This is a genomic window from Herbaspirillum sp. VT-16-41 (assembly GCF_001994935.1).
Classification (GTDB): domain Bacteria; phylum Pseudomonadota; class Gammaproteobacteria; order Burkholderiales; family Burkholderiaceae_D; genus Herbaspirillum; species Herbaspirillum frisingense.
On the sequence record NZ_MUXB01000064.1, the window covers coordinates 1 to 21,551 of the forward strand.

Consider the following 21,551-nt stretch of genomic DNA (forward strand, 5'->3'; position numbering starts at 1 on the left):
GGATCGTTGGTGATCACCGGTGCGCTGAACTACTGGCTGATTGTGGGCCCCACCATTACAGGGCTTTTCTCTTCTCCCTACGGGCAACTATTAATCGCCAAGCTCGGCCTGTTCGGCTTGATGCTGGCTCTGGCTGCCGCGAATCGCTACCGCTTGAGCCCGTTGTTGGAACGAGTCCAAGTTTCGGGAGAACACGCCACGGCGATTGCTGCTCTACGCAGAAGCCTTTTCGTCGAAACCTGTTGCGCGTTCCTGATTCTGGCGTTGGTCGCCTGGCTCGGCACCTTGGGTCCGATGACTGAATAAGTTCAATCCCACGGAGACCCTCTCGCACACGGCCGTGGTGTGGGCTGTTGCGATGGCTGGACTGTATTTCGGCCGCAACTGGAACGCCGAGGCGACCGAGCCTTATTTCCAGGTCGTTTCGGCTGTGCTGATCATCGGCGTCGCGGCCTGGATGATCTGGCGTACATGGCGTGCCCAACGTGCGTGCTTCCACGACCACAGCCATGACCACGATCACCACCACGATGAAGCCAAGCACATCGACACCGGCCATGGCGTAGTGCGTCTGGAAGTGTTTGAAAAGGATGTTCCGCCGCGCTTTCGCCTGTACCGCGAAAGCAAGCATGGCCATGTGTGGGCGGCTGACCAGGTAAAAATCGAGACGGAGCGTCCGGACGGCAGCCGCCAGACCTTCACTTTCGTGCAGCGTGATGGTTTCGTCGAATCAGGGCAGGAGATTCCCGAGCCGCACGAGTTCGTCGCCCGTTTGAAGCTGGGCCATGACCACCACAGTCATGACTACGACGTCGAATTCGTCGAGCACGATGACCATCACCACGCCATCAAGGACTACGAAGGGCTGGATGTATCGGCACCGGGCTACCAAGACCCGCATGAGCTGGCCCACGCCAACGACATTCGCCGCCGTTTTGCCGGCCGCGAAGTGACCACAGGACAAATCATCGTCTTCGGCCTGACGGGTGGGCTGATTCCCTGCCCGGCGTCGATCACCGTGCTGCTACTCTGCTTGCAATTGAAGAAGATCGCGCTGGGTGCGACCCTTGTTCTGTGCTTTAGCATCGGTCTGGCTCTGACGATGGTAGCTTCCGGCGCCCTTGCCGCGCTGAGCGTCAAACACGTGTCCAAGCGCTGGAGTGGTTTCGGCGAATTTGCCCGCAAGGCTCCTTATTTCTCTGGCGGGTTGATTGTTCTGGTTGGGCTGTACGTAGGTTACCAAGGGCTACACGCCTTGGTGTAACACGCTTTCAGTTTGTCAGGCCCTGGAGAGCAGCCTCTCCCCATCCGGGCGCAGCTCGCCTTGCGGCGAGATGTGCCGGTACAGGGTCTGCCGCGTGATGCCGAGTTCCTGACACAGATCGCCGACCTTGGTTTCCGGCTGCCCCATCGCTGCCATCGCCAGGCGCAGCTTGGCTGCGGTGCCCGCCCTTCCTGCCGCGCGCCCGCGCCGACGCCAGCCCCGCGATGGTCCGTTCGGCGATCAGTTCACGCTCGAACTCGGCCAGTGCTGCGAAGATGCCAAAGACCAGCTTGCCGGCGGCGGTCGTGGTGTCGATGGCCGCGCCGTGGCCGGTCAGTACCTTTAACCCGATGCCGCGCCCGGTCAGATCGTGCACGGTGTTGATCAGGTGGCGCAGGTCACGTCCGAGGCGATCCAGCTTCCACACGACCAGCGTGTCGCCGGGCCGTAGCGCCTTCAGGCAACTTACCAGGCCGGGGCGGTCCTCGCGCTTGCCGGACGCCTGGTCTTCATAGAGGTGGGCCGGATCGACGCCGGCAGCAACCAGCGCGTCGCGCTGCAAGTCGGTCGCCTGGGAACCATCCGCCTTCGACACCCGCATGTAGCCAATCAGCATATTGCACCTGTCACATATACGTTCGATTATGTGACAGTGTGCGCCGGAAAGCTCAGGCCGTTAAAATTTGTCACTTAACCCGTCATTCTGTCTAAGGCATGCAAAGGGTCCATCAGGCTCATAATGTGACAGGAATTCCGGCGGGATGCCTTCCTTCACGAAGGTGGCTCGCAACCGTTCCAGGGAAGCTGGGTCGCGCCGACCATAGGAAGCCAACGCGAACAGCGAGCGTGCCGTCTCGGGGTTGTGCCGCGCTTCAATGATGGCTTCATCGATGGCCTGGACTGCACGTTGCCAGTGATTGACGGGTTCGGGCTTCGGCGCTTTCGCCGGCAGGCCACTGGTGAACTCGGTTTGGGGCTCGGACCAGAATAGCTTTGCATGCTCGCCAGGCGGGCTTATATCCCTCACTTCGATCAAGCTGATTGCCGTTGCCGCAGCCTCCAGCATCTGCAACCCTACTGCTAGGATCAGGGTTTCATACGGTCGCCACAGACTTTGCCCAGCACGCAGCGGATACCCACAGCGTTCCCAGATCAGGCGGAGATACCCCGCGTAGGTTCCGCACGCCGAAAGCGGGGTGTTCAGCTCATCAAGCAGCGTGCGTAGCAGCCGAAACCACAATCCGGCGTGGATGCGTCGGCGCGGCAGCTCAACATGGCCGGTCGTCAGTGCCTGCCAGGTACGCCGGTCCATCGTCGCAATCGCGTCGCTGGCCGTGCGTGGGTCGGCGTCGGCGTTTTCCCAGCCGAGAAACCGCCCAGGCACGCCCCAATACGATTCCAGCCAGCACCCATGCAGCGGGCAGCTCAGCATCAGGGGCAGCTTCCACGCAAGTAATACGGCTTGGTTTGCCGGATCGTTCAGGCAGAGTGGACAGGCGCGATGTAATGGCTGGCTGGGCAGCCAGGCGCGCCAGCTCGTGATAGATCGCGTCCTACGGCGGAGTTTCGGCAGCAACACCGAGAGCTGGAACGTATAGGTTTCTAAAGCGTCAGGAATCTGATCATCAAGGCTGTCCAGTAACCAAGGCACCCAGCCGGCGAAACTCATGCAACGCAGCCGATCCAGCTCGATGCCGCTCCGCCGGGAGAGCATTGTCAGCAGCGACTGTGGTGGCGCGGTATCCATGTCATCAGCCTGGCCGTGACCAAGATCGTGCTCCAGCAGCTCGGACACTTCCATGTGATAGCAAAGGGCCACGCGGTTGAGCCACGAAGACAAGGCTTCGCCTTCTCTGGGAGCCGGATGCAGCGGCCAGCGCGGCGCTGGCGTCACATCAGTTCCCGCTCGAACTGTCGTCGCCGCTCGCTTGGGCCGGTGTAGTCGGCCAGCCGATACCTATCACGAGCGGCATCGCCCAGATAAGCCGCTCGGCAAAAAAGACGGCGAGCGTCAGCGCCAAAGCGCTGGGGTGCTCCGGTGCGTTAAGCCAGAGAAACAATGTTTGGTTGAGTGATTCCATAGGGTCTCCGGGCTGGATCGCCTCACACGTGGGCGATCCAGCCATGCTGTCGGGAATTCAGTCACGCTTGTCGTGGTCGTCATCGTGATCCGCCTTGTCCTCGGCGGACGAGATGACCGTGCCCTTGTTGGCATCGACCCGGACATCGAAGACCTTGGCCCCGCTGACGACTTCGACGTCATAGACCCAGCCTTGCTTCGAGTTCTCGTACTCGGCGCGTGACGCCTTGCCATTGGCGTGCTGCTCGGCAACGGTGACCGCCTGAGTGAGCGGAATCTTGGCCTTGGCGATAGCCATTGCGTCGTTTCCCATACCGCCATTGGCGGCGTAGGCGACCGCGCCGGTTGTAGCGATGGCGACGGCTAGAAGGGAAAGTCTGGTGTAGCGGTACATGATGCTTCTCCAAAAGAGTGCAGGGATTTGCACAGTGGAGAAGGTACGCAGGCGGACTTAGCTCTCACTGAGCCGGGCCATCGTCCTTTGGGATGTCGGGCAACGGCTTAGCGTGCTTTATTTTCCGTTTTCTGAACCGACCCCCCATAGAACACAGCTTGCATCCAGCTAAGGCCGCCAAAATGCATGTAGGCCCAACCCAGCGCCACGACCATGAAGAACGACGGCAGAACGAAGGCGAGTCCGGCGATGGTGGCACCCCAGATGCGGTAGTGGACGTAGCCCAGGTAAATTTCCAGTTGGGCCGCTAGCGGCCCCGGTGCCAATTGCGCTAAGGCGAGCCCTTCCTTGTAGTCGGCATCGCTGATCCACTTGCGCTCTTCGACCAGGTCGCGGTGCATGTAGCCGACCAAGGCCACCGGGCCGCCAAATCCTAGGGTGCCCAGGCGCAGCATGTAGAGCGCCATTTGCCAGAGGGTGTACGGTATTTTTTCTGCGATGGCACTCATGGCGTTTCCTTGTTGCAATGAGCGTAGAGAGAATCGAGGATGGAACCGACTTCCGCCAAAAACGCATCATCGTCGGCCAAACGGGCACGCGCACCGGTCAGGATCGCTTCGAACCCGGCCGCTTCCGCCGGCGCCTCGCCACCGGCATCGAGCGCATGCACCAGGGCGGCCAGTTTGGCCATGCCTGGCGTCGAGGGGAGTTGGAAGCTGGCGACCAGCACTTCAAACGTCACCTTGTTACCAACGTGGGTGAACGTGGCGTCGTTAAAATCGAAGCCCAAGGCATCCACAGGGCAATTGGCAGGACTGTCCAGCCACAAAAAGGCCGCCTTGGAATCGATGAAGCGCTGGATCAGCCACGCGCTAGCCACCCGATCCACCCATAAATGGCGTCGCGTCGCCCAGGTACGCCTTTGGTAATCCTGAATTTGCAAGTAGGGAATGTCCCGTTCTTGCGGCTGCGGCTCGCCAGGCGACAAGATCGCATCGGCCTTCTCGGCGAAATCGGCCCAGGCAGCATTGGCGGCCAGGGCCGCTTCATTGGGGAAAAAATCGATGCGCTCGATCGCTTCACGTTCCTTGGCCAGCTTCTTGAGCGTCTTGGCGATATCCGCCGTGGCTTGCGACATCAGCGACTTCTTGGCCTCCACCACCATTTCCAGAAATTCGCCATATTCCTTGGCACGATCAAACCGTGCCAGGAAGGCCTGTTCATCGTCTGCGTTCCGGGGAACCACCTTCACTAGCCAGGCTTCGCCGCCTTCGGCATTGGTTTGGTCGACCAGTTCGGCCAAGGTGTCGGCATGCCCGGGGCGTTCGGGAAGGAGATAGGCGCCGTCGCGCAACGGGACGCACCCCAGGGCCTTGATGGCCCGCCAAAGGCGCATGCGGGCGGTGGCGCCGGTGGTGGGAAGGCTGGCAATGAGGAGGTGCCAGTGTGTCGATGTAGTATTCATGTATAAAACTCTACACCATGTAACGAAAATTACAAAGTTAACTTTAAGGGCATTGCTATCGTGCTGATTAGCAATCGTGATATCCTATCCCCCCCGATAGGATAAATATGCGATGAGCACCCACGCCTCCCATTCCGACATCATCAAACGCCTGAAGCGGGCCGAAGGCCATCTGCGCAGCATTATTGCCATGATGGAAACAGGACGCAGTTGCCTGGATGTCGCCCAGCAGTTGCAGGCCGTCGAAAGCGCTGTCGGCAATGCCAAGCGCACTCTGATCCACGACCACATCAGCCATTGCCTGGATCACGCCATGCAGTCAGACGGCCAGGACGCCGCCGAGGCGGTACGCGAATTCAAAGAAATCACCAAATACCTCTGAGGCACCTCCATGATCGATATCGCAGGCCTGCTCCAGCAAGGCGCCGGCAACATCTGGCTGTTCATCCCCAGCGCTATTCTCCTGGGCGCGCTGCACGGCCTGGAACCAGGGCACTCCAAAACCATGATGGCTGCTTTCATTGTGGCCATTCGCGGCACCGTCTCGCAGGCGGTGCTGTTGGGCATCTCTGCCACGCTGTCGCATACGGCCGTGGTGTGGCTGGTCGCCTTAGCCGGCATGTACTTCGGCAGTCAGTGGAGCGCGGAATCGTCGGAGCCTTACTTCCAGGTCGCCTCCGGCGTACTGATCATCGGCGTGGCGCTTTGGATGGCGTACCGAACTTGGCAGCAGGCACGTGAAGAGGTGCATGGCCATCATCACGACGAGACCAAGTGGATCAATACCGGCCATGGCATGCTGCGTGTCGATATCTTCGAAGAGAATGTGCCGCCGCGCTTCCGGTTATCGACCGAGCACGGCATGCATCGCTGGCCAGCCGCTGGCGTCGAGATTCACACAACTCGCCCAGATGGCACCGAACAGACCTTCAAGTTTGTCGACAAGGGAGCATTTCTGGAGTCGATCGATGAGATTCCCGAGCCGCATGAGTTCAAAGCACAAGTGTTTCTGTCGCACGGCGGTCACTTCCACATTTATGACGTCCAATATGAAGAGCATCACCACCACGATCATGGCGATGATGGACTGGACGTATCGGATGGGACGTACCAGGATGCTCACGAGCAAGCCCACGCGAACGACATCAAGCGGCGGTTCGCTAATAGGGACATCAGCACCGGCCAGATCGTCATGTTCGGCCTGACCGGCGGCCTGATCCCGTGTCCGGCGGCTATTACCGTGCTGCTGCTGTGCCTACAGCTGAAGAAGGTTTCCTTGGGCGCAGGCCTGGTGCTGTGCTTCAGTATCGGTCTGGCGCTGACCATGGTGGCCTCGGGTATCGTGGCAGCCCTGAGCATCCGTCATGTCAGCAAGCGCTGGTCGGGTTTCGGTACATTTGCCCGCAAGGCGCCTTACTTCTCCAGCGCAGTCATTATTATGGTGGGCTTGTATGTGTTCTATCACGGCTGGATTGCACTGCCGGCTTAAAGAAGGAAATACCATGTTTTCCGTATTTCGAAACCGCAGTTACCGCCACTTATTCTTGGCGCAAGTGATTGCGCTGGTGGGTACGGGACTTGCCACAGTTGCGTTGGGCTTGTTGGCTTTTGACCTCGCAGGAGATAAAGCCGGCACGGTACTCGGGACTGCATTGGCGATCAAGATGATCGCCTACATTGGCGTGGCGCCGATCGCGTCCGCGTTTTCCGAACGCCTGCCGCGACGCACTACCTTGGTGACCCTTGATCTCATTCGCGCCGCTGTGGCCATTTCGCTGCCATTCGTTACACAGATTTGGCAGATATACATCCTGATCTTTGTGCTCCAGTCGGCATCGGCTGCCTTCACTCCGACTTTCCAGGCCACCATTCCTGATGTGTTGCCGGAGGAGGACGAATACACCAAGGCCTTGTCACTGTCGCGCCTGGCCTATGACTTGGAAAGTGTCGTCAGTCCGATGCTAGCGGCTGCACTAGTGAGCGTGATCAGTTTTCACATGTTGTTTGCGGGAACTTCAATCGGATTCATCGGATCCGCTTTGCTAGTGGTCTCCGTCGTGTTGCCAAAAGCAAAGCTATCACCACCCCGCGGCATCTACGATCGCACGACCAAGGGCCTCCGGACTTACCTGGCTACGCCCCGATTGCGTGGCCTTCTGGCACTCAATCTAGCTGTTGCTGCGGCGAGCGCGATGGTGATTGTCAACACCGTGGTGTACGTCCAGGCCAGGTTCGGGTTGACGCAGACGCAAACTGCTTGGGCTCTCGCCGCTTTTGGTGGAGGCTCGATGGCGGCCGCTTTTATCTTGCCGGGCCTCCTAAAAAGCATTTCTGATCGTACTGCGATGTTATCCGGTGCTTCGGTACTGATAATCGGCCTATTCGCGGGTAGTACAGTAGACTCGTATCATTGGATGCTAGTACTGTGGGGGTTGCTGGGTATCGGTTACTCCTTGACGCAGACACCGTCCGGGCGACTGTTACGTCGATCCTCGTCAGCGGAAGATCGGCCGTCTCTGTTTGCCGCGCAATTCGCACTGTCGCACGCTTGCTGGCTAGTTACTTATCCGGTTGCGGGCTGGCTCGGAGCGCGTATCGGCTTGTCGCTAACATTTGTCGTCCTTGGTTTGATTGCCCTAGTGGCTGTAATTGCCGCTGCAAAACTATGGCCCGCTGTTGATCCTGAGCAAATAGAGCACGAGCATGCAGATTTAGATGAAGAGCATGTGCATCTCGCTGGGGGCGGAAAGCGTCATTGCCACCATTACGTCATCGATGACTATCATCGTGACTGGCCTCATCCATGACATGGCTCAAGATAATCGCTTATATCACCATTGTGCTGGTGCTATGCTTCAGCCTGTATTTTTTGTTGCAATACATCCTAATGGATTAAATTAAGGATGTTTTCTACCCCTGATAACGGTTGAGAACTAGCAGGCCTTAACGGATAATTTGAAATATTCAGCACTTAAAATGTGCTTTATCCAATTTTATGAAAAGAACCATCTGCCGACGTGTTGCTTTACTAATGCTCGCGATTTTTATTGCGAACATTGGCATTGCGCACTTGCGCACGCAATGGCTTCATCATGATCTGGATCACACCCTGAATGGGAAACTTGTTTCCTTGATGGATCAGCATGCCGACGAAGATGATCATGGCATTCTCACCGGCGCAGAACATCAATTGCTGCATGCTGCGGATCACGGGCAGCCCCTTCCTGCCTCCATGTCTGCGACACTGCAGGTATGGGCGTTAGCTACCATCCTGATCTTTTCCTTACTGGCTTCCCGTGTTCCGGAGTCGGTATTTCCTGCGCCATTCCGGCCCCCTCGACGTTCGTCGATCTAATTCCTTCGCCATTTTTTTGCGTCAGTAATCCTGGCGACTTGGAGTGACCCGCCGTTCGGGGGCTGTCTTCGTCAGCTCGGCCATCGCTGCATCGCGTCTCAACATTTCTCGCAGTGAACTAATCCGTCTGCCTCTGGGCTGCCTTGTGTTGCCCGGACGGATGGAGATCAGGACATCCATATGAAAACACCTGCTTTCGTCGGGCGACTTGCTCTTGCCATTCTCATCTTCCAAGCATTGTCGGCCCATGCAGCCGACAGGCCAAAATCATTCTCCATCACCGATCAACAGATTAAGGCACTGGGTATTCAGCTCGTGCGGCTCGATCAGCAATCCGAAGCGCTGGCAGTACAGTATCCCGCCCAAATCACCGTGCCGCCTGATCGCGAGCAAATCATTAGTTCTCCGCTGGCCGGCATGGTATCGCAGATTCTTGTACGTCATAACGAGACCGTGAAGCAAGGTGCGCCGCTACTGCGCGTCGTGAGTCCGGACTTTAGTCAGTTGCAGATGCAGTTGATGACAGCGAATGCAAAGTACAGCCTGGCCGCGCAAAATGCTCAGCGAGAGAAGGCGCTCTTTGATGAAGGCATCATTGCCCAGCGCCGGGTGCAGGAGTCGCAAGCCGCGCTGCAGGAGAGTGAGGCGGCCCTGTTCCAGGTCAAAGCAGCTCTCCGTATGGCAGGTTTTATGGACAGGCTGGGCACCGCCGGCACGGTCGAGGATGGTTTCATTCTACGCGCCGCCAAGGGCGGTATCGTGACTGATATCGAGGTCAAACTTGGGCAGCGTGTTGATGCCAGTACGCCGCTGATGCGCCTGACACAGGCTGACGTATTGACAGCAGATATCCATGTTTCTGCTTCGGATGCAGCCACTTGGCGTGCCGGGACGCCGGTGAAGGTCAAAGGCATCAATGTCAAGGGCAAACTCCTTAGCGTTGGCACCAGCGTGGCCGCGGGCAGCCAGAGCGTGACCTTGCGCGCCTCTCTGGAGGGCGGCCAGGGAGCGCTGCTGCCCGGCCAATTCGTGACCATGGAGCTGATGCCTGAGAAAACACCCGGTAGCTGGGATGTTCCGCTATCCGCCATCGCGTACGACGGGGATTATGCGGTTGTCTTCGTGCGCACGGCAAAAGGATTCGACGCCCGTCCGGTTAAGGTGCAAGCTAGCGCAGCTCAGCGTCTGCGTATCCTGGGCGCGCTGCAACCCAATGAAAAAATTGCCACTAGCGGCATCGTTGCCCTGAAAGGCGCGTGGTTGGATGACAAGGGAGGGAAATAATGCTCGCCCGACTTATCCAGTTCTCCCTATCCCAGCGACTGTTCGTGTTGCTAGGGGCACTTATGCTTGCCGGAGCCGGATGGTTTGCGTTCACCCAACTGCCGATCGATGCATTCCCCGATGTATCCAGTACGCAGGTCAAGGTAATCATGAAAGCGCCCGGCATGACCCCCGAAGAGGTCGAGAGCCGTATTGCAGTACCGATCGAGGTGGAAATGCTTGGCATTCCCAAGACCAAGATCCTGCGCTCGGTGACCAAGTACGGACTGGTCGATGTCACGATCGACTTCGAAGATGGAACCGACCGCTATTGGGCACGCCAGCAGGTTAACGAGCGCCTTGCCGGGATCGCAGAGTTGCTTCCTCAGGGAATCAGCGGCGGCATGGCCCCCGTGACAACACCATTAGGTGAAATGTTTATGTTCACCATCGAAGCGGATGGAATGAGTCTGGCGGACAAGCGCAGTTTGCTCGATTGGGTAATTCGTCCCGCGTTGCGTACGGTCCCAGGCGTAGCGGATGTAAATTCATTGGGTGGAATGGTCCGTTCGTTCGAGATCATCCCCGATCCACTCAAACTTGCCAGCGCCGGTATCACGATGGCGCAACTGAAAGATGCATTGCGCAGTAATAACATGAATGATGGTGCCGGACGCCTGTCTGAAGGTGGCGAGGTTCTCCTGGTCCGAACCGAAGGCAGTATCCAGAATCTGGATGACCTGCGTTCCGTTGTCGTCACCGTTAAGGACCGCTCGCCCGTGCGTGTCGGTTCATTGGCCGAAGTTCGTGTCGGAACGATGACACGCAATGGTGTGGTCACCAAGAGCGGACAAGGCGAGGCGGTGCAAGGGCTGGTATTGGGGTTGGCCGGCGCCAATGCACAAAAGGTAGTCGAAGGAGTCAAAAAGAAGCTTGAAGAGATCCAGTCGACTTTACCCAAAGGGGTAACGCTCGATGTCTTTTATGATCGGGCCTCGTTGGTTGATAAGGCGGTAGGTGCGGTTTCTCGTGCACTGCTGGAAGCGACCATTTTGGTTCTGGTACTGCTCGGACTGTTCCTCGGCAACGTGCGGGCAGCAGTAACCGTCGCTTTAGTACTACCGCTCGCGGCTCTTATCACATTCATCCTCATGCGCAGCTTTGACATGTCGGCCAACCTTATGAGCCTGGGAGGGCTGACGATTGCGATCGGTATGCTGGTGGATGCAGCAGTGGTGGTAACTGAAAACATCGTGCAGCGGCTGGCCGACGACAAGAGTGACGGAAAACTTCCCAGATTGCATATCGTATATCGGGCCGTAAAGGAAGTTGCAGTGCCCGTGACATCTGGAATCCTGATCATCATCACCGTATTTTTGCCGTTGCTGACTTTGCAGGATCTGGAGGGCAAGTTTTTCGCGCCGGTGGCAATGGCTATCGTTTTCGCGTTGGCCGGCTCCCTGCTGCTTTCCTTCACCGTCATTCCCGTCATCGCATCTTATCTCATCAAGAATGTCAGCCATGAAGAACCTTGGCTGCCGCGTAAGCTGCTGCAAGCATATTCCCCTTTGCTTGAATGGGTACTTAGACATCAGCGGGTGGTATCGATTGGCGCAGTCCTGATGTTGGCGCTGGCTGGCGTGCTCTACACGCAGGTAGGCAAGACATTCATGCCGACCATGGATGAGGGGAGCTTGATTGTCGGCATTGAAAAACTCCCCTCCGTGAGCCTGGAGGAAAGCGCAGCAATTGACTTGAAGATTCATCAGGCACTGATGAAAGAGATCCCGGAGGTGACGGGAGTGGTGGCGCGCGCCGGTTCCGATGAGATTGGCTTGGATCCAATGGGTCTTAATCAGACCGACACTTATCTGCTGCTTAAGCCGCAGAGTGAGTGGCGCATGAAGACAAAGGACGAGTTGCTGGCAGAAATTCGCAAGGTCCTGGATACCCTGCCTGGCATCTCTTACAGTTTTACCCAGCCTATCGAAATGCGCGTCTCCGAGATGATCATTGGCGTACGGGGCGACATTGCGGTCAAAATATTCGGCCCCGACCTTGAACAGCTCAACTCATACGCGACCCAGGTTGAACAAGTGCTCAAGACCATCTCCGGCAATCAGGACGTATATACGGTTCAAAACGATGGGGTGCAATACATGCGGGTGATCGTCGACCGTATGCAGGCAGGCCGCTTGGGCCTCTCGGTGGAAGACGTCCAGGATGCGCTGCGGGTGCAGATCGAGGGCCAGCAGACAGGCACGGTGATCGAAGGCAACCGTCGTACCCCCATCCTGTTACGTGCTTCTGAATCGATTCGGCTGTCACCTGCCGAGTTTTCGGCAGTTCGTATCACTGGAAAAGATGGTATGACGGTTCCTCTGTCCAGTATTGCGACTCTGGAGCGCGCGGCTGGACCAGTCAAAATCGACCGGGAGATGGGTAGCCGCTACAGTGTTGTTATCGCCAACGTCAGCGGCCGCGACCTGGTGGGCTTCGTGCAAGAAGCGCAAGCCAAAGTGGCGCAGAAGCTGAAATTGCCAACCGGCTATCGTATGAGCTGGGGTGGGCAGTTTGAAAACCAGCAACGTGCTGCGGCCCGTTTGGGCGTAGTAGTGCCCATTTCGCTGGGATTGATCTTCGTACTGCTGTTTGCCACTTTCGGGTCGATCAGGCAGGCACTGCTTATTCTCAGCATCATTCCGTTCGCGCTTGTGGGTGGCATCGTGGCCTTGTGGCTGACCGGTGAGTACCTGTCTGTTCCTGCTTCGGTGGGCTTCATCGCCTTACTCGGGATTACGGTGCTCAACGGTGTCGTTCTCGTGGGCTATTTCAATCAGCTGCGACATGAGGGAATGCCGTTGCGCGAAGTCGTAGTCACCGGTGCCAAGCGACGTTTGCGGCCTGTGATGATGACCGCGTCCATCACGGCGTTTGGCCTGATTCCGCTGCTGTTCGCAAGCGGTCCCGGATCCGAGATCCAGCGCCCGCTGGCCATCGTGGTCATTGGTGGCCTAATTACTGCAACCGCATTGACCCTGATGCTATTGCCTATCCTCTATCTTAAGTTCGCTGGCGCCGACAAAGAACCCAGCCAGGAGATCAAGCATGTCTGATTCCATCATCACTATCTTATGTCCACGCAATCTTGAAGAGCAATTGCTGGATTCATTGCTCGTCGCGCCTGACGTCGCTGTGTTTACCAGCGTAACCGTGGCAGCACACGGGGTTGAGCGGGAACGCCTGTCCGCGTCCGAACAAGTTCTGGGGCGTGCGGTCATGACGCAAGTTCAAATCCTCTGCACTGAGCAAGCCAAAGATAAGTTGCTCTCCGGTCTGAAAAACACATTTGCTCGTTCGGGGCTGCGCTACTGGGTGACGGCCGTGTTCGAACAAGGAGAATTTGCATGAATCTTCGTAGCACTTTACTGACAGCGCTCTTTCTGCCGTTGTTCGCGCAAGCCCAAAGCTCCCCCGGCATACCGGACGGTCCGATCCCGGCGCTGGTTGCGCGCCCCCTGTTGGAACAGGATCCCTCCGTTGCTGCTGCGCGGGCCACGCTGGATGCGGCACGTCGAGAATCCAATATTCTTGACGCATCGCCCTATGAATGGACGGCGCGCGCTACCGGCCAGCGCCGTCGTGTCGAAAACGAAGCGAACTCGAATGAGTGGAACGTCGCTCTGGAGCGCACGATCCGCCTGCCCGCCAAGGCGTCGGCAGACCGCAAACTTGGTCAGGCGACGGTGGATGAAGCCGAGGCGCGCTACGGCGAAGCCATGCACGAGGCTGCGCGCGATCTACTGGAGTTATGGATGGCCTGGTTGCAGGCCAATGCCAACTATGAACTCAGCAAGAGCATGCAGCAGTTTGCGGTAGAAAATCTTTCTGCCGTACAGAAGCGTGCGAAAGCCGGTGATGCCGCCAAGCTCGATGTGAGCCTGGCGCAGTCCGAGTTGGCGGAACAGCGTCGACAGACCAACGAAGCCAAGCTTGGTGCTTCATTGACATGGACACAACTGCATAGCCGCTTCCCAGGTTTTGATGGACAGTTCTCCAATTTCCCCAACATCTCCGCGCTGGCGCAGGATTCTGGTTATTTACAAGCCCGAATTCGCGAGCAAAGTGACCGGTTTAAGGCTGCCGAGGCCGCATGGCGAAGCGCAGATGCACAAGCACAGCGCAGCAGAGCCGAACGGACGCCAGACCCCACTCTTGGGGTCTTCAGTGGATCCGAGGCGCGCGGCAGGGAGCGACTCGTCGGCGTATCGATCAGCATCCCGATCCCGAGTGGGTCCCGCAGCGAGAGGGCTATCCAAGCGACGCATGTGGCGGAGGCCAAACGCCAGGAACTTGAGGCTATTCGGAGGCAGATCGGCGCCGAAATCGATTCATCGATCATCACTGTGCAAAGCAACTACGATGGCATGCTACTGGCAGAGGAAAGCGCGAACTCCATGCGTGAGAACGCGCGTCTGATGCAGCGAGCCTACTTGTTGGGTGAGGGCGATTTGCAAGGACTGTTGCTTACCCAACGCCAAGCCGCCACTGCCCAGCAAGGGGCATTGGGAGCCAAGACTTCGGCGATCAGGAGTTATTACCAACTATTGATTGACTCTCATCTGATCTGGGGGCTGGAACAGAACTGACCTGAGCGCCGCCGGCTGATCGATGGAATGCTTGGCAGACGGCCCGGGATATGTATGTTCACGTCTATAGATGATGAAGACGCCCCAAGATATCGTCCGCTGGTTGGCAACCAGACCCAAACTGATGGATCTCTGTAATGAGTTTCCAGAACAATGGGAAATCGCCCAGCAGCAATTGAACGAAGTGATTACAACAGGCAGTCCCGAGGATTTGAGGCGACTGACAGAGAATCCGCCCGAGTGGCCACGGCATCGTAAGGGTTTTCGGCAAGAGGTGCTAACAAAGGCCATGTGGGAGGCGACATACAGGCAGGTTCGATATCAGATGATTTGCTTGGCCGTGAAGGACTGCAGTTTGTCGTTGGCAAGCGGAAATGCCAGAGGAAAAGTGCGCTTCAACTTCTGGAACGGGGGGCTTGCTCAGTGGCTGCTATTCTCCCGCGGGTTGGAACGGAAGATGGTCAGCTTGCGACTATTCAGGCTGATCTGGCCCTTGTTGGGCCAGCGGGAGCTTCTGATGCCGTTGGTATCGTCTAAGGGGATTTACTGTTTTTACAGTCGCGATTTCGTCAGGACTCTTGCAAAGCTGATCGGCCCTAGAAAAACGCTGGAAATAGGTGCGGGCGACGGAACTCTGACACGCTTCTTAAAGGGATGTGGAGTGAAGGTTACCGCAACCGATGATTACAGTTGGGGCCACCGGATAAAGTATCCCTCTGACGTAGTGAAATGCGATGCGGTCTCTGCCCTTGAGCGGTATGCGCCAGAAGTCGTAGTGTGTTCGTGGCCCCCGGCAGAAAATCCGTTTGAGCATCATATTTTTCAGACATCCAGCGTACAGCTCTACATCATGATCGGAAGCCAGTATCAAGTGGCGAGTGGAAGTTGGGGAGCCTATTCTGAACAAGAGAACTTTGAGATGGTGGAGGCAGCAGAATTAGCGAAAATGCTGATCCCCCCTGAGTTGGGATCTGCGGTCTACTTATTCACTCGGATAAAAAGTGTGAAAAATGAAAGCAGAAAATGAATTCCTTCGATTTTCGGTGAGATCGCTTAAGTCGTGTGACGGAGTGCCCCAGTTCGGTGGGGTATGCGCGTCATCTTCAAGGTATTGATATGGGTGAGGTTAATGATGTCTATTCTGTCTAATTTACTTGAGGCCACCAAGGTGGTGCACGCCAGGCACAGCAAGATCGCCGCCTATGTCAGCGCACTCGTGGCGATTCCGATCTTGGTTGCTTGTGCCCATACACATCCGGGCGTCGCCCACTGTACCATTCTGCTGCAGTCCAGCCACTGCGTTGAAGTACCGGTCGAAGAGGAAGTCGTGGCGGCACAGGCCCGTACACTCAATTCAGCACCGGTTGGAAAAGTGGCGATCTACGTGTTGCGGCCCTACGCACAACAGCGCAACACCGTTTCGCAAGTCTTCGTCGACGACCGTCTGGCGGCGACGCTAGGCCCGATGACCTTTTTCCGCATCGTGGCTGAGCAAGGCACGCATCGGATTCGAATTGAAACAACGGGGGTGGCGAACCGGGAGTATGAGATTTCCGGCGACGCTACTACTTATTTGCAATACCAGCTAAGCGAAACCTTCACGACGGTCCGAGGTGAAATTACTGAGCAGACTGAGGCCCAGGCCAGAGCCCGTGTGGCGCGCTTGGATCTGGTGAAATCAGCTGGTGCGCTTCCTTAGCAGGTGGCCAGCGGCATTTTCTTGGAATCTGCCAGCCTCTTCGATGTAGCCTTGCACCGTTCCGTCATGGCGCCAGCCGCCTTGGCGCTTGATGTCCCGAAAGTCTGCGCCGGCGCGATAAGCGCTGGTCGCCATGCCCCGGCGCAGGCTGTGACTGGAAAGATCCGGTACATAGTCCAGTCCCGCCATACTTGCGCAATCAGCCAGGATCGCGTTGATGCTGGCGGGGTGGATGGCGTGCTCGCCTAGCATCGCCCATTTGTTAATGGAACGGAATACCGCTCCGTCGCCAATTCCTGCGGTCTCCAGCCAACCTCTCAGAGCGGTCGCTGGGCAGCACGGGCCGGCACCGTAGGGAATCGCCTTGACGATCCCCTGGCCTTGTTGGTCTGTCTTGGAGCGCTGCAGCGTCACGATCAAGCCATCCGGCTCCCATGCAAGATCAGAAACCTGCAATCCTGCGAGCTCACTTCGCCGAAAGCCGCCAAAGAAGCCCAGCTGCAGCAGCGCGCTGTCCCGCTTAGCCTTGAGGGTATCCACGGAATCCAACTTCACGATGATCTTTTCAAGATCCTCAATCGGGAGGGCCTTGGCCTGCTTTTTGGGGCGTCCGTGGGTGCGCCCAATGCCTTTCAGGGTCTTGCGGACCGTCGGGGTGCCGGCAGGATCAGCAAAGCCTTGGTAGAGATGCCATTGCGACAAGGCCGTCAGGCGCAAGGCCAGGGTACGCGCATTGAGGCTGCTGGCATGGGCTAGCAGGTAGCGGATGACTGCATTCTCGTCAGCCGGCAGGATGCCACCCCAGGCCAGGAAATGCCGAATGGCGGAACGATAGGTGAGCCGGGTATTTTCGGACGTCGCTGCGGCGAGGAAATCCCTATGGGCCGCTTCAACATCTGCGGGCAATAGCGTACCGGCAGTCATCGCATTGCTAATGGCAGGGATAATCTCAGAGGGAGGCAATTTGTCGCTCATTTTGGCTCATGTACCGCAACGGGGCGTCATAAACGATGAATGACGCACTATAACATTCCATAACGCTTCTTATAGATAGTTATGGAGGAGATTTTCTCACGGATTTTGAATTGTATTTAAACGTATTATTACGTATAACGTAATACGATATCTTATTCAATGGAGGTCCCATGGCCCGTGCAGGCATCCTCTACTCACAAGTCGCCAAAGCAGCCTCGCAGCTGGCCGCCGCTGGCAAAGCACCCACCATCGACACGGTTCGCGAAGCACTCGGAGATACGGGAAGCAAGAGCACGATCGCCCCGATGCTCAAGCGCTGGAAGACCGAACATCAGGAAGTGGTTGCCGGCGGCGACACAGGCTTACCAGTCGATCTGGTGGAGGCCGTCAAGGGCGTCTACCAGCGGCTTCAGGATGATGTCACCAGGCAGTTGGAGGGGGCCAACGAGGCACACGAGCAGGCCCAGGCGGCCATGCGCAATCAGAGAGACGCAGCCCTGGCCGCCGAAGCCCAACTCCGCCAAGTCCACACTACCTTGGTCCGAGACCACACTCAGACCCAACAAACCTTGGCGAGATGCCAGCAGGATCTGCAGGCCAATGCGCTTGCGCTCACGGCCGCCCGGACTGAGAATGCCGGCCTTCAGCAGCGGCTGACTGATCGTGCCGCCGAGGCTCATGCCTTGAACAAGCAATTGGCGCAGACTCGCACCCAGTTCGAGCACTTCCAGGAGGCGGCGGTGCGCCAGCGCGCCGAGGAGCGGCAGGCTTTCGAGCAGCGTCTTTCGCGCCTCGAGCAGGAAAATATCGCCGGCCAGCGGCGCCAAGAGGCCCAGCAAGTGACGCTTGGCCAACAGGAGGCCACGTTAGCGCACCAGGTGAGCGAACTAGAACGGCTTCGCGGTGCACTGACGGAAGCGCACGCTGAATTGCACCAGGTTCGCTCGGAGCGAAACCAGCAAGCCGCTCAACTCCAGGAGCTGACTGTGGCACGAGTCGACGCAGAGCGACGATTGGACATGGCGCAACAGGCAGTCATCGAGGCCAAGGCCAGCGCTGCGGCTGCAGGCAAACAAATTGAAATGCTGGCCAGTCAGTTGGCTACCGCAGAACTCAAGGCCAACCAGGTCGAGCGGGACAAGGTAGCGTGGATTGAGAAGATACTCGCGCAGCGTGCTACAACAGGTGATCAATAGAGCGTTACCCCGGTAATGTAAAAATAGGCCAAATGAGCACAGAGAATACGTCCGAAAACCGGACGAACTTGCTTTCGGCAGCGATTTTATCGGCTCACACTAAGGCTAACTTCACAATTATCGGGATGGTCTCAGATCTGAAACCACTTTGGACGGTGGTTCGCAAGCACTTAGGATTCGATCCATCGGCCATTGCCGATACCGACCTGCAGACTATTCTAACTGGCATGCTTGCCACGGTTGAGGGCATCGCAGCATTGCGTACTCATGCCAGTTCAGCGCATGGTGCTGGCGTTACGTCCTATCGTATTGAGCCCCGTCATGCTCGACTCGCCATCCATGCGGCACACACTATTACCTTGTTCGCACTGGAGACCTGGGAAAAGCGGCGTAAGAGCGCAGGCTAATTGTTTCGCAAGATCACCACATACGCTGGTCGGCTACGCGAACAGGCACAAGGGCTAATGCTGCAAGTTAGGCCCGACAAAGGAACAGCATGATGCAAATCGGAACTCTATAATTCCATGAATCCACTACGTGAGCGCATCCGAGAAGAACGAGAAATTTTCCGCATGACGAGCCACCGAGCATTCCGGCGGAAGCGATTCATTTCGAAGAAAGATCTACGTCCTCTTCGGGTTGTAATTCGACGATCAATGCCCTTGAAACCAAATCCAAAGTGGGGTGCAGTAAAAAGCGCCCAAAGGGCCTGCTAGTGCTTTTAGGAGACTTCCTCATCTCCCGCGCGCAGTAGCCCCAAAGTTTGCGCTCCCATTTCCTTCAACTTCTGATGGGATAATGGGCCTAGGCAGCTAATATGGCTGGCTCCAGATTTTTTGCTCACGAATAAGGGATCAGGTGGACTCAAAGAAAACAAGTAAGACTGCGAACGACGGCCAGCACCTGAGTGATACGCTGAGGAAGGCCTCTGACGCAGTAACTGCGCTCAACATATCTATCCCGAAACTAGATCTCAATTTGACTCCTTTCTCTGATCTGGCCAAGCTTTCCAAGATCAATTTTCCGTCACTTCCAGCCATTGACAATCTCGCTCGTGAATGGAAGATGCCTCTTGCTGTAACGGCGTTCTCCAATCATCTGGGCCTTGACCACCTTCTGCCGACCGCGTATTTGAACGCACTGCCTGCCCTAAAATTTCCTAGCCTGTCGCTCCCCAGCCTCGATTGGACCAACCTCAATGAGCGGTATGAGCAAACATTGAGATTCGCTGCGCTCAACAATTGGTTTATCCAGCCTGAGACCGGGATTTCTTTCCTGAGTCAAATTGAGAAGTGCAAAGCTGATGTGGCGACCTTGGATCTGCTCTTTTCCAAGATGACGCGAGAACTAGCTTCAGACATTGAATCCCGCCTGCTCAAGGAGCATCCTCGCCATGCAGCTCAAATCGCAGAGTTATTCCGACTACACAAGGAGGGACGCTACATCTCGTCAATCCCACTTACGTTGGTCGTGGCTGAAGGCATTGCACACGCTGTCTCAAACAAGTCCATTTTCAATCTTTCAAAAAACGCTCCGGAAATTGCCTCATGGCTCAAGACAAAGGATCTGAGCTCGATGGCCAAAGCTTTTTTGGCTTCATTCGATGAGCAATTCCCGATGAGTAAACCCAGGCCCGGAAAGCTTTCACGCCACAAGGTCTTACACGGAATCGATCCAGACTATGGGACTGAATTGTTTTCTCTGCAGGCCATATCGCTTTTGGGATTCGTGGGCTGGGCGTTTGCGTGCGACGGACTAGTCACCGACTCTCGTGCCGAAGAGTGAGGCTGGGGACTATAAACAACCACGAGTATTTTTATTCATACCAGCCTGGTATTAGGAGTCCACTGCTTAAGCCGGATCAGTTGCACTAACAAATCAACAAGGTCGAGATAGGATTAACCGATGAAGTTCGCCAACGCCACGCGCAACCAGCACTTTGTCTCTCAGTCGGAGCAAAGGATGAACGCTTACTCCAGGGACAATATCTACGAGTTTTCGATTCTGCAGCGGGGCGTTGCCGAGGACATCCGTCCGTCAGAACCAGTGCCGAGAGCGATTGGCCGTAACCTGGCCATAGATGACTTGTTCAGCTTTGACGTTGCGCCCAAAGCTAAACTTCGAGAGAACTTCGAGGAGTTATTTCAGCAGTACGAAGTCACAGTCTCGACCCTAACAGGAAGCCTACTCGAAAAAGTCGCCGCGAAGTCGCCAAATGTAGTAGCCGAACTGACTGATCTATTCGCAGCGAAGCTAATGAATTTTGCACGCAACCCCTATTGCGTCCAGAAAATGTTGAACACATTCCCCGCCTTCAAGGGCATGCGCCCTACCGATCCAGAGCAAAATAGCCTTTTGGAAAAGGTGCTTATCGGTCGTAAGCCACGGCAGAAGTACATCTGTGAGCAGCTTGGAGTCACAGATGTCCAGTATCGTGAATGGCTTGCGACGCTCTTCATGCTGCTGACGGATTTTCGACAAGGTCAGCCGAACTTTCTGGACCAAGCTGTTGCAGGGCTATTTAACTCCGGAGAGACATCCGCCGCTGCCATGGTTTGCACCTACACGACTGAGAGCGTTCTTTTGTCTGACCGGGCGATGACATCAAACCTTCAAAGCGCGAGTGCGAACGGCTTTGACTTCAACCTGTGCAGCACGGCGTTTGTACGCTACGTTTTTATGGACAAGGCCGTTGCACTGAAGGGGAGAGCGCATCCGTCCTTTATTAAATCCACTCTCGAATTTAGTAAGAGGCATGAGCCAGTGCTGAGTCTGTGCTACGAGAACGACAACCTAGAAATACTGAAAAACTACAACTGGCATGTCATCAACCAAAGCCATGAGCGAGTTTTCTGTGCCTCGAAAACGGTACTACTTTGAACGCAGTACAAACACCGCTCGCCATACCGGCTAATTCGAATTCACCAACATCTTTTGCCGCAGTGCTAGCCCGTCGCTCGAATTCAGATGCGTCTGAGATGGCCTCCGCAGCCCAATTTATTTTATCCGCGAGGGCATCATTTTTCTCTTTTCTCCGCTTAAATGGAGGTACCTGCGGCCGATCCTCCGTATTCGAGCATCAGTCTGCGCAATATTGGAAGGCGGAGAAAAGACATTTAGAAGGGGAGCGGAAGATACGGGCATTGAGAAGATCAACTGATTTTGATGATCAGGCCGGTCGATTTTACGATTGAAGAGAAGAGATTTGGAT

20 protein-coding genes and 3 pseudogenes are annotated in these 21,551 nt (G+C 56.5%); 15 read left to right on the forward strand and 8 right to left on the reverse strand.

All coding sequences use genetic code 11. The annotated features are described in order from the left end of the window. Both BTM36_RS27625 and BTM36_RS04205 read left to right on the forward strand, forming a co-directional pair. A partial coding sequence (locus BTM36_RS27625) for a CopD family protein (protein WP_139347062.1) occupies positions 1-306 on the forward strand: 306 nt, incomplete at its 5' end. A 16-nt stretch (positions 307-322) separates the two neighbouring features. Next, positions 323-1,264, forward strand: a pseudogene (locus tag BTM36_RS04205) (nickel/cobalt efflux transporter); the annotation flags it as partial. Between the two features lie 15 nt (positions 1,265-1,279). Here the strand turns inward: BTM36_RS04205 and BTM36_RS04210 are convergent. The 6 genes and pseudogenes from BTM36_RS04210 to BTM36_RS04235 form a co-directional block, all read right to left on the reverse strand. Beyond that, a pseudogene (locus tag BTM36_RS04210) lies at positions 1,280-1,880 on the reverse strand (recombinase family protein). 60 nt (positions 1,881-1,940) lie between these two features. Next, the gene (locus BTM36_RS04215) at positions 1,941-3,158 is read right to left on the reverse strand and encodes a TniQ family protein (RefSeq protein WP_050470032.1); all 1,218 of its coding nucleotides are present in this window, start codon (positions 3,156-3,158) and stop codon (positions 1,941-1,943) included. Between the two features lies 1 nt (position 3,159). Further along, entirely contained in the window at positions 3,160-3,345 is a 186-nt protein-coding gene (locus BTM36_RS04220) for a hypothetical protein (protein WP_050470034.1), read from the reverse strand. A gap of 57 nt (positions 3,346-3,402) precedes the next feature. Next, complete coding sequence (locus BTM36_RS04225; protein WP_050470036.1) at positions 3,403-3,738, reverse strand: PepSY domain-containing protein; 336 nt, start codon at positions 3,736-3,738, stop codon at positions 3,403-3,405. 143 nt (positions 3,739-3,881) lie between these two features. Further along, positions 3,882-4,247, reverse strand: a pseudogene (locus BTM36_RS04230) (chromate transporter); the annotation flags it as partial. Further along, positions 4,244-5,203, reverse strand: a complete 960-nt coding sequence (locus BTM36_RS04235) for a chromate resistance protein ChrB domain-containing protein (protein ID WP_050470039.1) — start codon at positions 5,201-5,203, stop codon at positions 4,244-4,246. The pseudogene BTM36_RS04230 and the gene BTM36_RS04235, both read right to left, overlap by 4 nt. 112 nt (positions 5,204-5,315) lie before the next feature. On the opposite strand from BTM36_RS04235, the gene BTM36_RS04240 reads away from it, so the two are divergent. The 3 genes from BTM36_RS04240 to BTM36_RS04250 are packed head-to-tail and all read left to right on the forward strand — an operon-like array spanning position 5,316 to position 8,010. Beyond that, a complete protein-coding gene (locus BTM36_RS04240; RefSeq protein ID WP_050470040.1) occupies positions 5,316-5,585 on the forward strand; it encodes a metal-sensing transcriptional repressor in 270 nt (89 codons plus the stop codon). Between the two features lie 9 nt (positions 5,586-5,594). Continuing rightward, positions 5,595-6,692, forward strand: a complete 1,098-nt coding sequence (locus tag BTM36_RS04245; RefSeq protein WP_050470042.1) for a nickel/cobalt efflux transporter — start codon at positions 5,595-5,597, stop codon at positions 6,690-6,692. Between the two features lie 13 nt (positions 6,693-6,705). Then, positions 6,706-8,010 carry an MFS transporter gene (locus BTM36_RS04250; protein ID WP_050470046.1) on the forward strand — a complete coding sequence of 435 codons (1,305 nt, stop codon included), beginning with the start codon at positions 6,706-6,708 and terminating at the stop codon, positions 8,008-8,010. A 221-nt stretch (positions 8,011-8,231) separates the two neighbouring features. Here BTM36_RS04250 and BTM36_RS04255 read toward each other — a convergent pair whose 3' ends face one another. Beyond that, the gene (locus tag BTM36_RS04255) at positions 8,232-8,414 is read right to left on the reverse strand and encodes a hypothetical protein (RefSeq protein WP_050470049.1); all 183 of its coding nucleotides are present in this window, start codon (positions 8,412-8,414) and stop codon (positions 8,232-8,234) included. Positions 8,415-8,738: 324 nt separating this feature from the next. Here BTM36_RS04255 and BTM36_RS04260 point away from each other — a divergent pair, with 324 nt between their 5' ends. The 6 genes from BTM36_RS04260 to BTM36_RS04285 all read left to right on the forward strand — a co-directional run bounded on the left by BTM36_RS04260 (position 8,739) and on the right by BTM36_RS04285 (position 16,169). Then, positions 8,739-9,842, forward strand: coding sequence for an efflux RND transporter periplasmic adaptor subunit (locus tag BTM36_RS04260; RefSeq protein WP_050470050.1), 1,104 nt, complete (start codon positions 8,739-8,741; stop codon positions 9,840-9,842). Next, on the forward strand, positions 9,842-12,937 hold the full coding sequence (locus BTM36_RS04265; protein WP_061286720.1) for an efflux RND transporter permease subunit: 3,096 nt from the start codon (positions 9,842-9,844) through the stop codon (positions 12,935-12,937). The genes BTM36_RS04260 and BTM36_RS04265 overlap by 1 nt, the downstream gene beginning before the upstream one ends. Further along, entirely contained in the window at positions 12,930-13,232 is a 303-nt protein-coding gene (locus tag BTM36_RS04270; protein WP_050470052.1) for a DUF3240 family protein, read from the forward strand. The genes BTM36_RS04265 and BTM36_RS04270 overlap by 8 nt, the downstream gene beginning before the upstream one ends. Then, positions 13,229-14,470 carry a TolC family protein gene (locus BTM36_RS04275; protein WP_050470053.1) on the forward strand — a complete coding sequence of 414 codons (1,242 nt, stop codon included), beginning with the start codon at positions 13,229-13,231 and terminating at the stop codon, positions 14,468-14,470. Before BTM36_RS04270 ends, BTM36_RS04275 begins: the two co-directional genes overlap by 4 nt. Positions 14,471-14,540: 70 nt before the next feature. Then, positions 14,541-15,497 (forward strand): hypothetical protein, encoded by a 957-nt coding sequence (locus BTM36_RS04280; RefSeq protein ID WP_050470055.1) that lies wholly within the window; start codon positions 14,541-14,543, stop codon positions 15,495-15,497. Between the two features lie 63 nt (positions 15,498-15,560). Then, the gene (locus BTM36_RS04285; protein ID WP_050470057.1) at positions 15,561-16,169 is read left to right on the forward strand and encodes a hypothetical protein; all 609 of its coding nucleotides are present in this window, start codon (positions 15,561-15,563) and stop codon (positions 16,167-16,169) included. Here the strand turns inward: BTM36_RS04285 and BTM36_RS04290 are convergent. Continuing rightward, the gene (locus tag BTM36_RS04290; RefSeq protein WP_077235334.1) at positions 16,149-17,144 is read right to left on the reverse strand and encodes a site-specific integrase; all 996 of its coding nucleotides are present in this window, start codon (positions 17,142-17,144) and stop codon (positions 16,149-16,151) included. The genes BTM36_RS04285 and BTM36_RS04290 overlap by 21 nt on opposite strands. 170 nt (positions 17,145-17,314) lie before the next feature. On the opposite strand from BTM36_RS04290, the gene BTM36_RS04295 reads away from it, so the two are divergent. The 4 genes from BTM36_RS04295 (at position 17,315) to BTM36_RS04310 (ending at position 21,220) form a co-directional block, all read left to right on the forward strand. Continuing rightward, a complete protein-coding gene (locus BTM36_RS04295) occupies positions 17,315-18,340 on the forward strand; it encodes a DNA-binding protein (RefSeq protein WP_077235335.1) in 1,026 nt (341 codons plus the stop codon). Positions 18,341-18,372: 32 nt separating this feature from the next. Beyond that, positions 18,373-18,747: an abortive infection family protein gene (locus BTM36_RS04300; protein WP_254426916.1), complete on the forward strand. Its 375-nt coding sequence runs from the start codon at positions 18,373-18,375 to the stop codon at positions 18,745-18,747. 451 nt (positions 18,748-19,198) lie between these two features. Next, positions 19,199-20,125 (forward strand): hypothetical protein, encoded by a 927-nt coding sequence (locus BTM36_RS04305; protein ID WP_077235336.1) that lies wholly within the window; start codon positions 19,199-19,201, stop codon positions 20,123-20,125. Between the two features lie 120 nt (positions 20,126-20,245). Beyond that, positions 20,246-21,220: a hypothetical protein gene (locus tag BTM36_RS04310; protein WP_077235337.1), complete on the forward strand. Its 975-nt coding sequence runs from the start codon at positions 20,246-20,248 to the stop codon at positions 21,218-21,220. Positions 21,221-21,551 lie beyond the last annotated feature (331 nt).

What these genes read in the sequence shown, in the direction of transcription:
- BTM36_RS04220 (WP_050470034.1), bottom strand. Translation starts at nt 3,345, where the DNA reads ATGGAATCACTCAACCAAACATTGTTTCTCTGGCTTAACGCACCGGAG.
- BTM36_RS04225 (WP_050470036.1), bottom strand. Translation starts at nt 3,738, where the DNA reads ATGTACCGCTACACCAGACTTTCCCTTCTAGCCGTCGCCATCGCTACA.
- BTM36_RS04235 (WP_050470039.1), bottom strand. Translation starts at nt 5,203, where the DNA reads ATGAATACTACATCGACACACTGGCACCTCCTCATTGCCAGCCTTCCC.
- BTM36_RS04240 (WP_050470040.1), top strand. Translation starts at nt 5,316, where the DNA reads ATGAGCACCCACGCCTCCCATTCCGACATCATCAAACGCCTGAAGCGG.
- BTM36_RS04245 (WP_050470042.1), top strand. Translation starts at nt 5,595, where the DNA reads ATGATCGATATCGCAGGCCTGCTCCAGCAAGGCGCCGGCAACATCTGG.
- BTM36_RS04250 (WP_050470046.1), top strand. Translation starts at nt 6,706, where the DNA reads ATGTTTTCCGTATTTCGAAACCGCAGTTACCGCCACTTATTCTTGGCG.
- BTM36_RS04260 (WP_050470050.1), top strand. Translation starts at nt 8,739, where the DNA reads ATGAAAACACCTGCTTTCGTCGGGCGACTTGCTCTTGCCATTCTCATC.
- BTM36_RS04265 (WP_061286720.1), top strand. Translation starts at nt 9,842, where the DNA reads ATGCTCGCCCGACTTATCCAGTTCTCCCTATCCCAGCGACTGTTCGTG.
- BTM36_RS04270 (WP_050470052.1), top strand. Translation starts at nt 12,930, where the DNA reads ATGTCTGATTCCATCATCACTATCTTATGTCCACGCAATCTTGAAGAG.
- BTM36_RS04275 (WP_050470053.1), top strand. Translation starts at nt 13,229, where the DNA reads ATGAATCTTCGTAGCACTTTACTGACAGCGCTCTTTCTGCCGTTGTTC.
- BTM36_RS04280 (WP_050470055.1), top strand. Translation starts at nt 14,541, where the DNA reads ATGATGAAGACGCCCCAAGATATCGTCCGCTGGTTGGCAACCAGACCC.
- BTM36_RS04285 (WP_050470057.1), top strand. Translation starts at nt 15,561, where the DNA reads ATGCGCGTCATCTTCAAGGTATTGATATGGGTGAGGTTAATGATGTCT.
- BTM36_RS04290 (WP_077235334.1), bottom strand. Translation starts at nt 17,144, where the DNA reads ATGAGCGACAAATTGCCTCCCTCTGAGATTATCCCTGCCATTAGCAAT.
- BTM36_RS04295 (WP_077235335.1), top strand. Translation starts at nt 17,315, where the DNA reads ATGGCCCGTGCAGGCATCCTCTACTCACAAGTCGCCAAAGCAGCCTCG.
- BTM36_RS04300 (WP_254426916.1), top strand. Translation starts at nt 18,373, where the DNA reads ATGAGCACAGAGAATACGTCCGAAAACCGGACGAACTTGCTTTCGGCA.
- BTM36_RS04310 (WP_077235337.1), top strand. Translation starts at nt 20,246, where the DNA reads ATGAAGTTCGCCAACGCCACGCGCAACCAGCACTTTGTCTCTCAGTCG.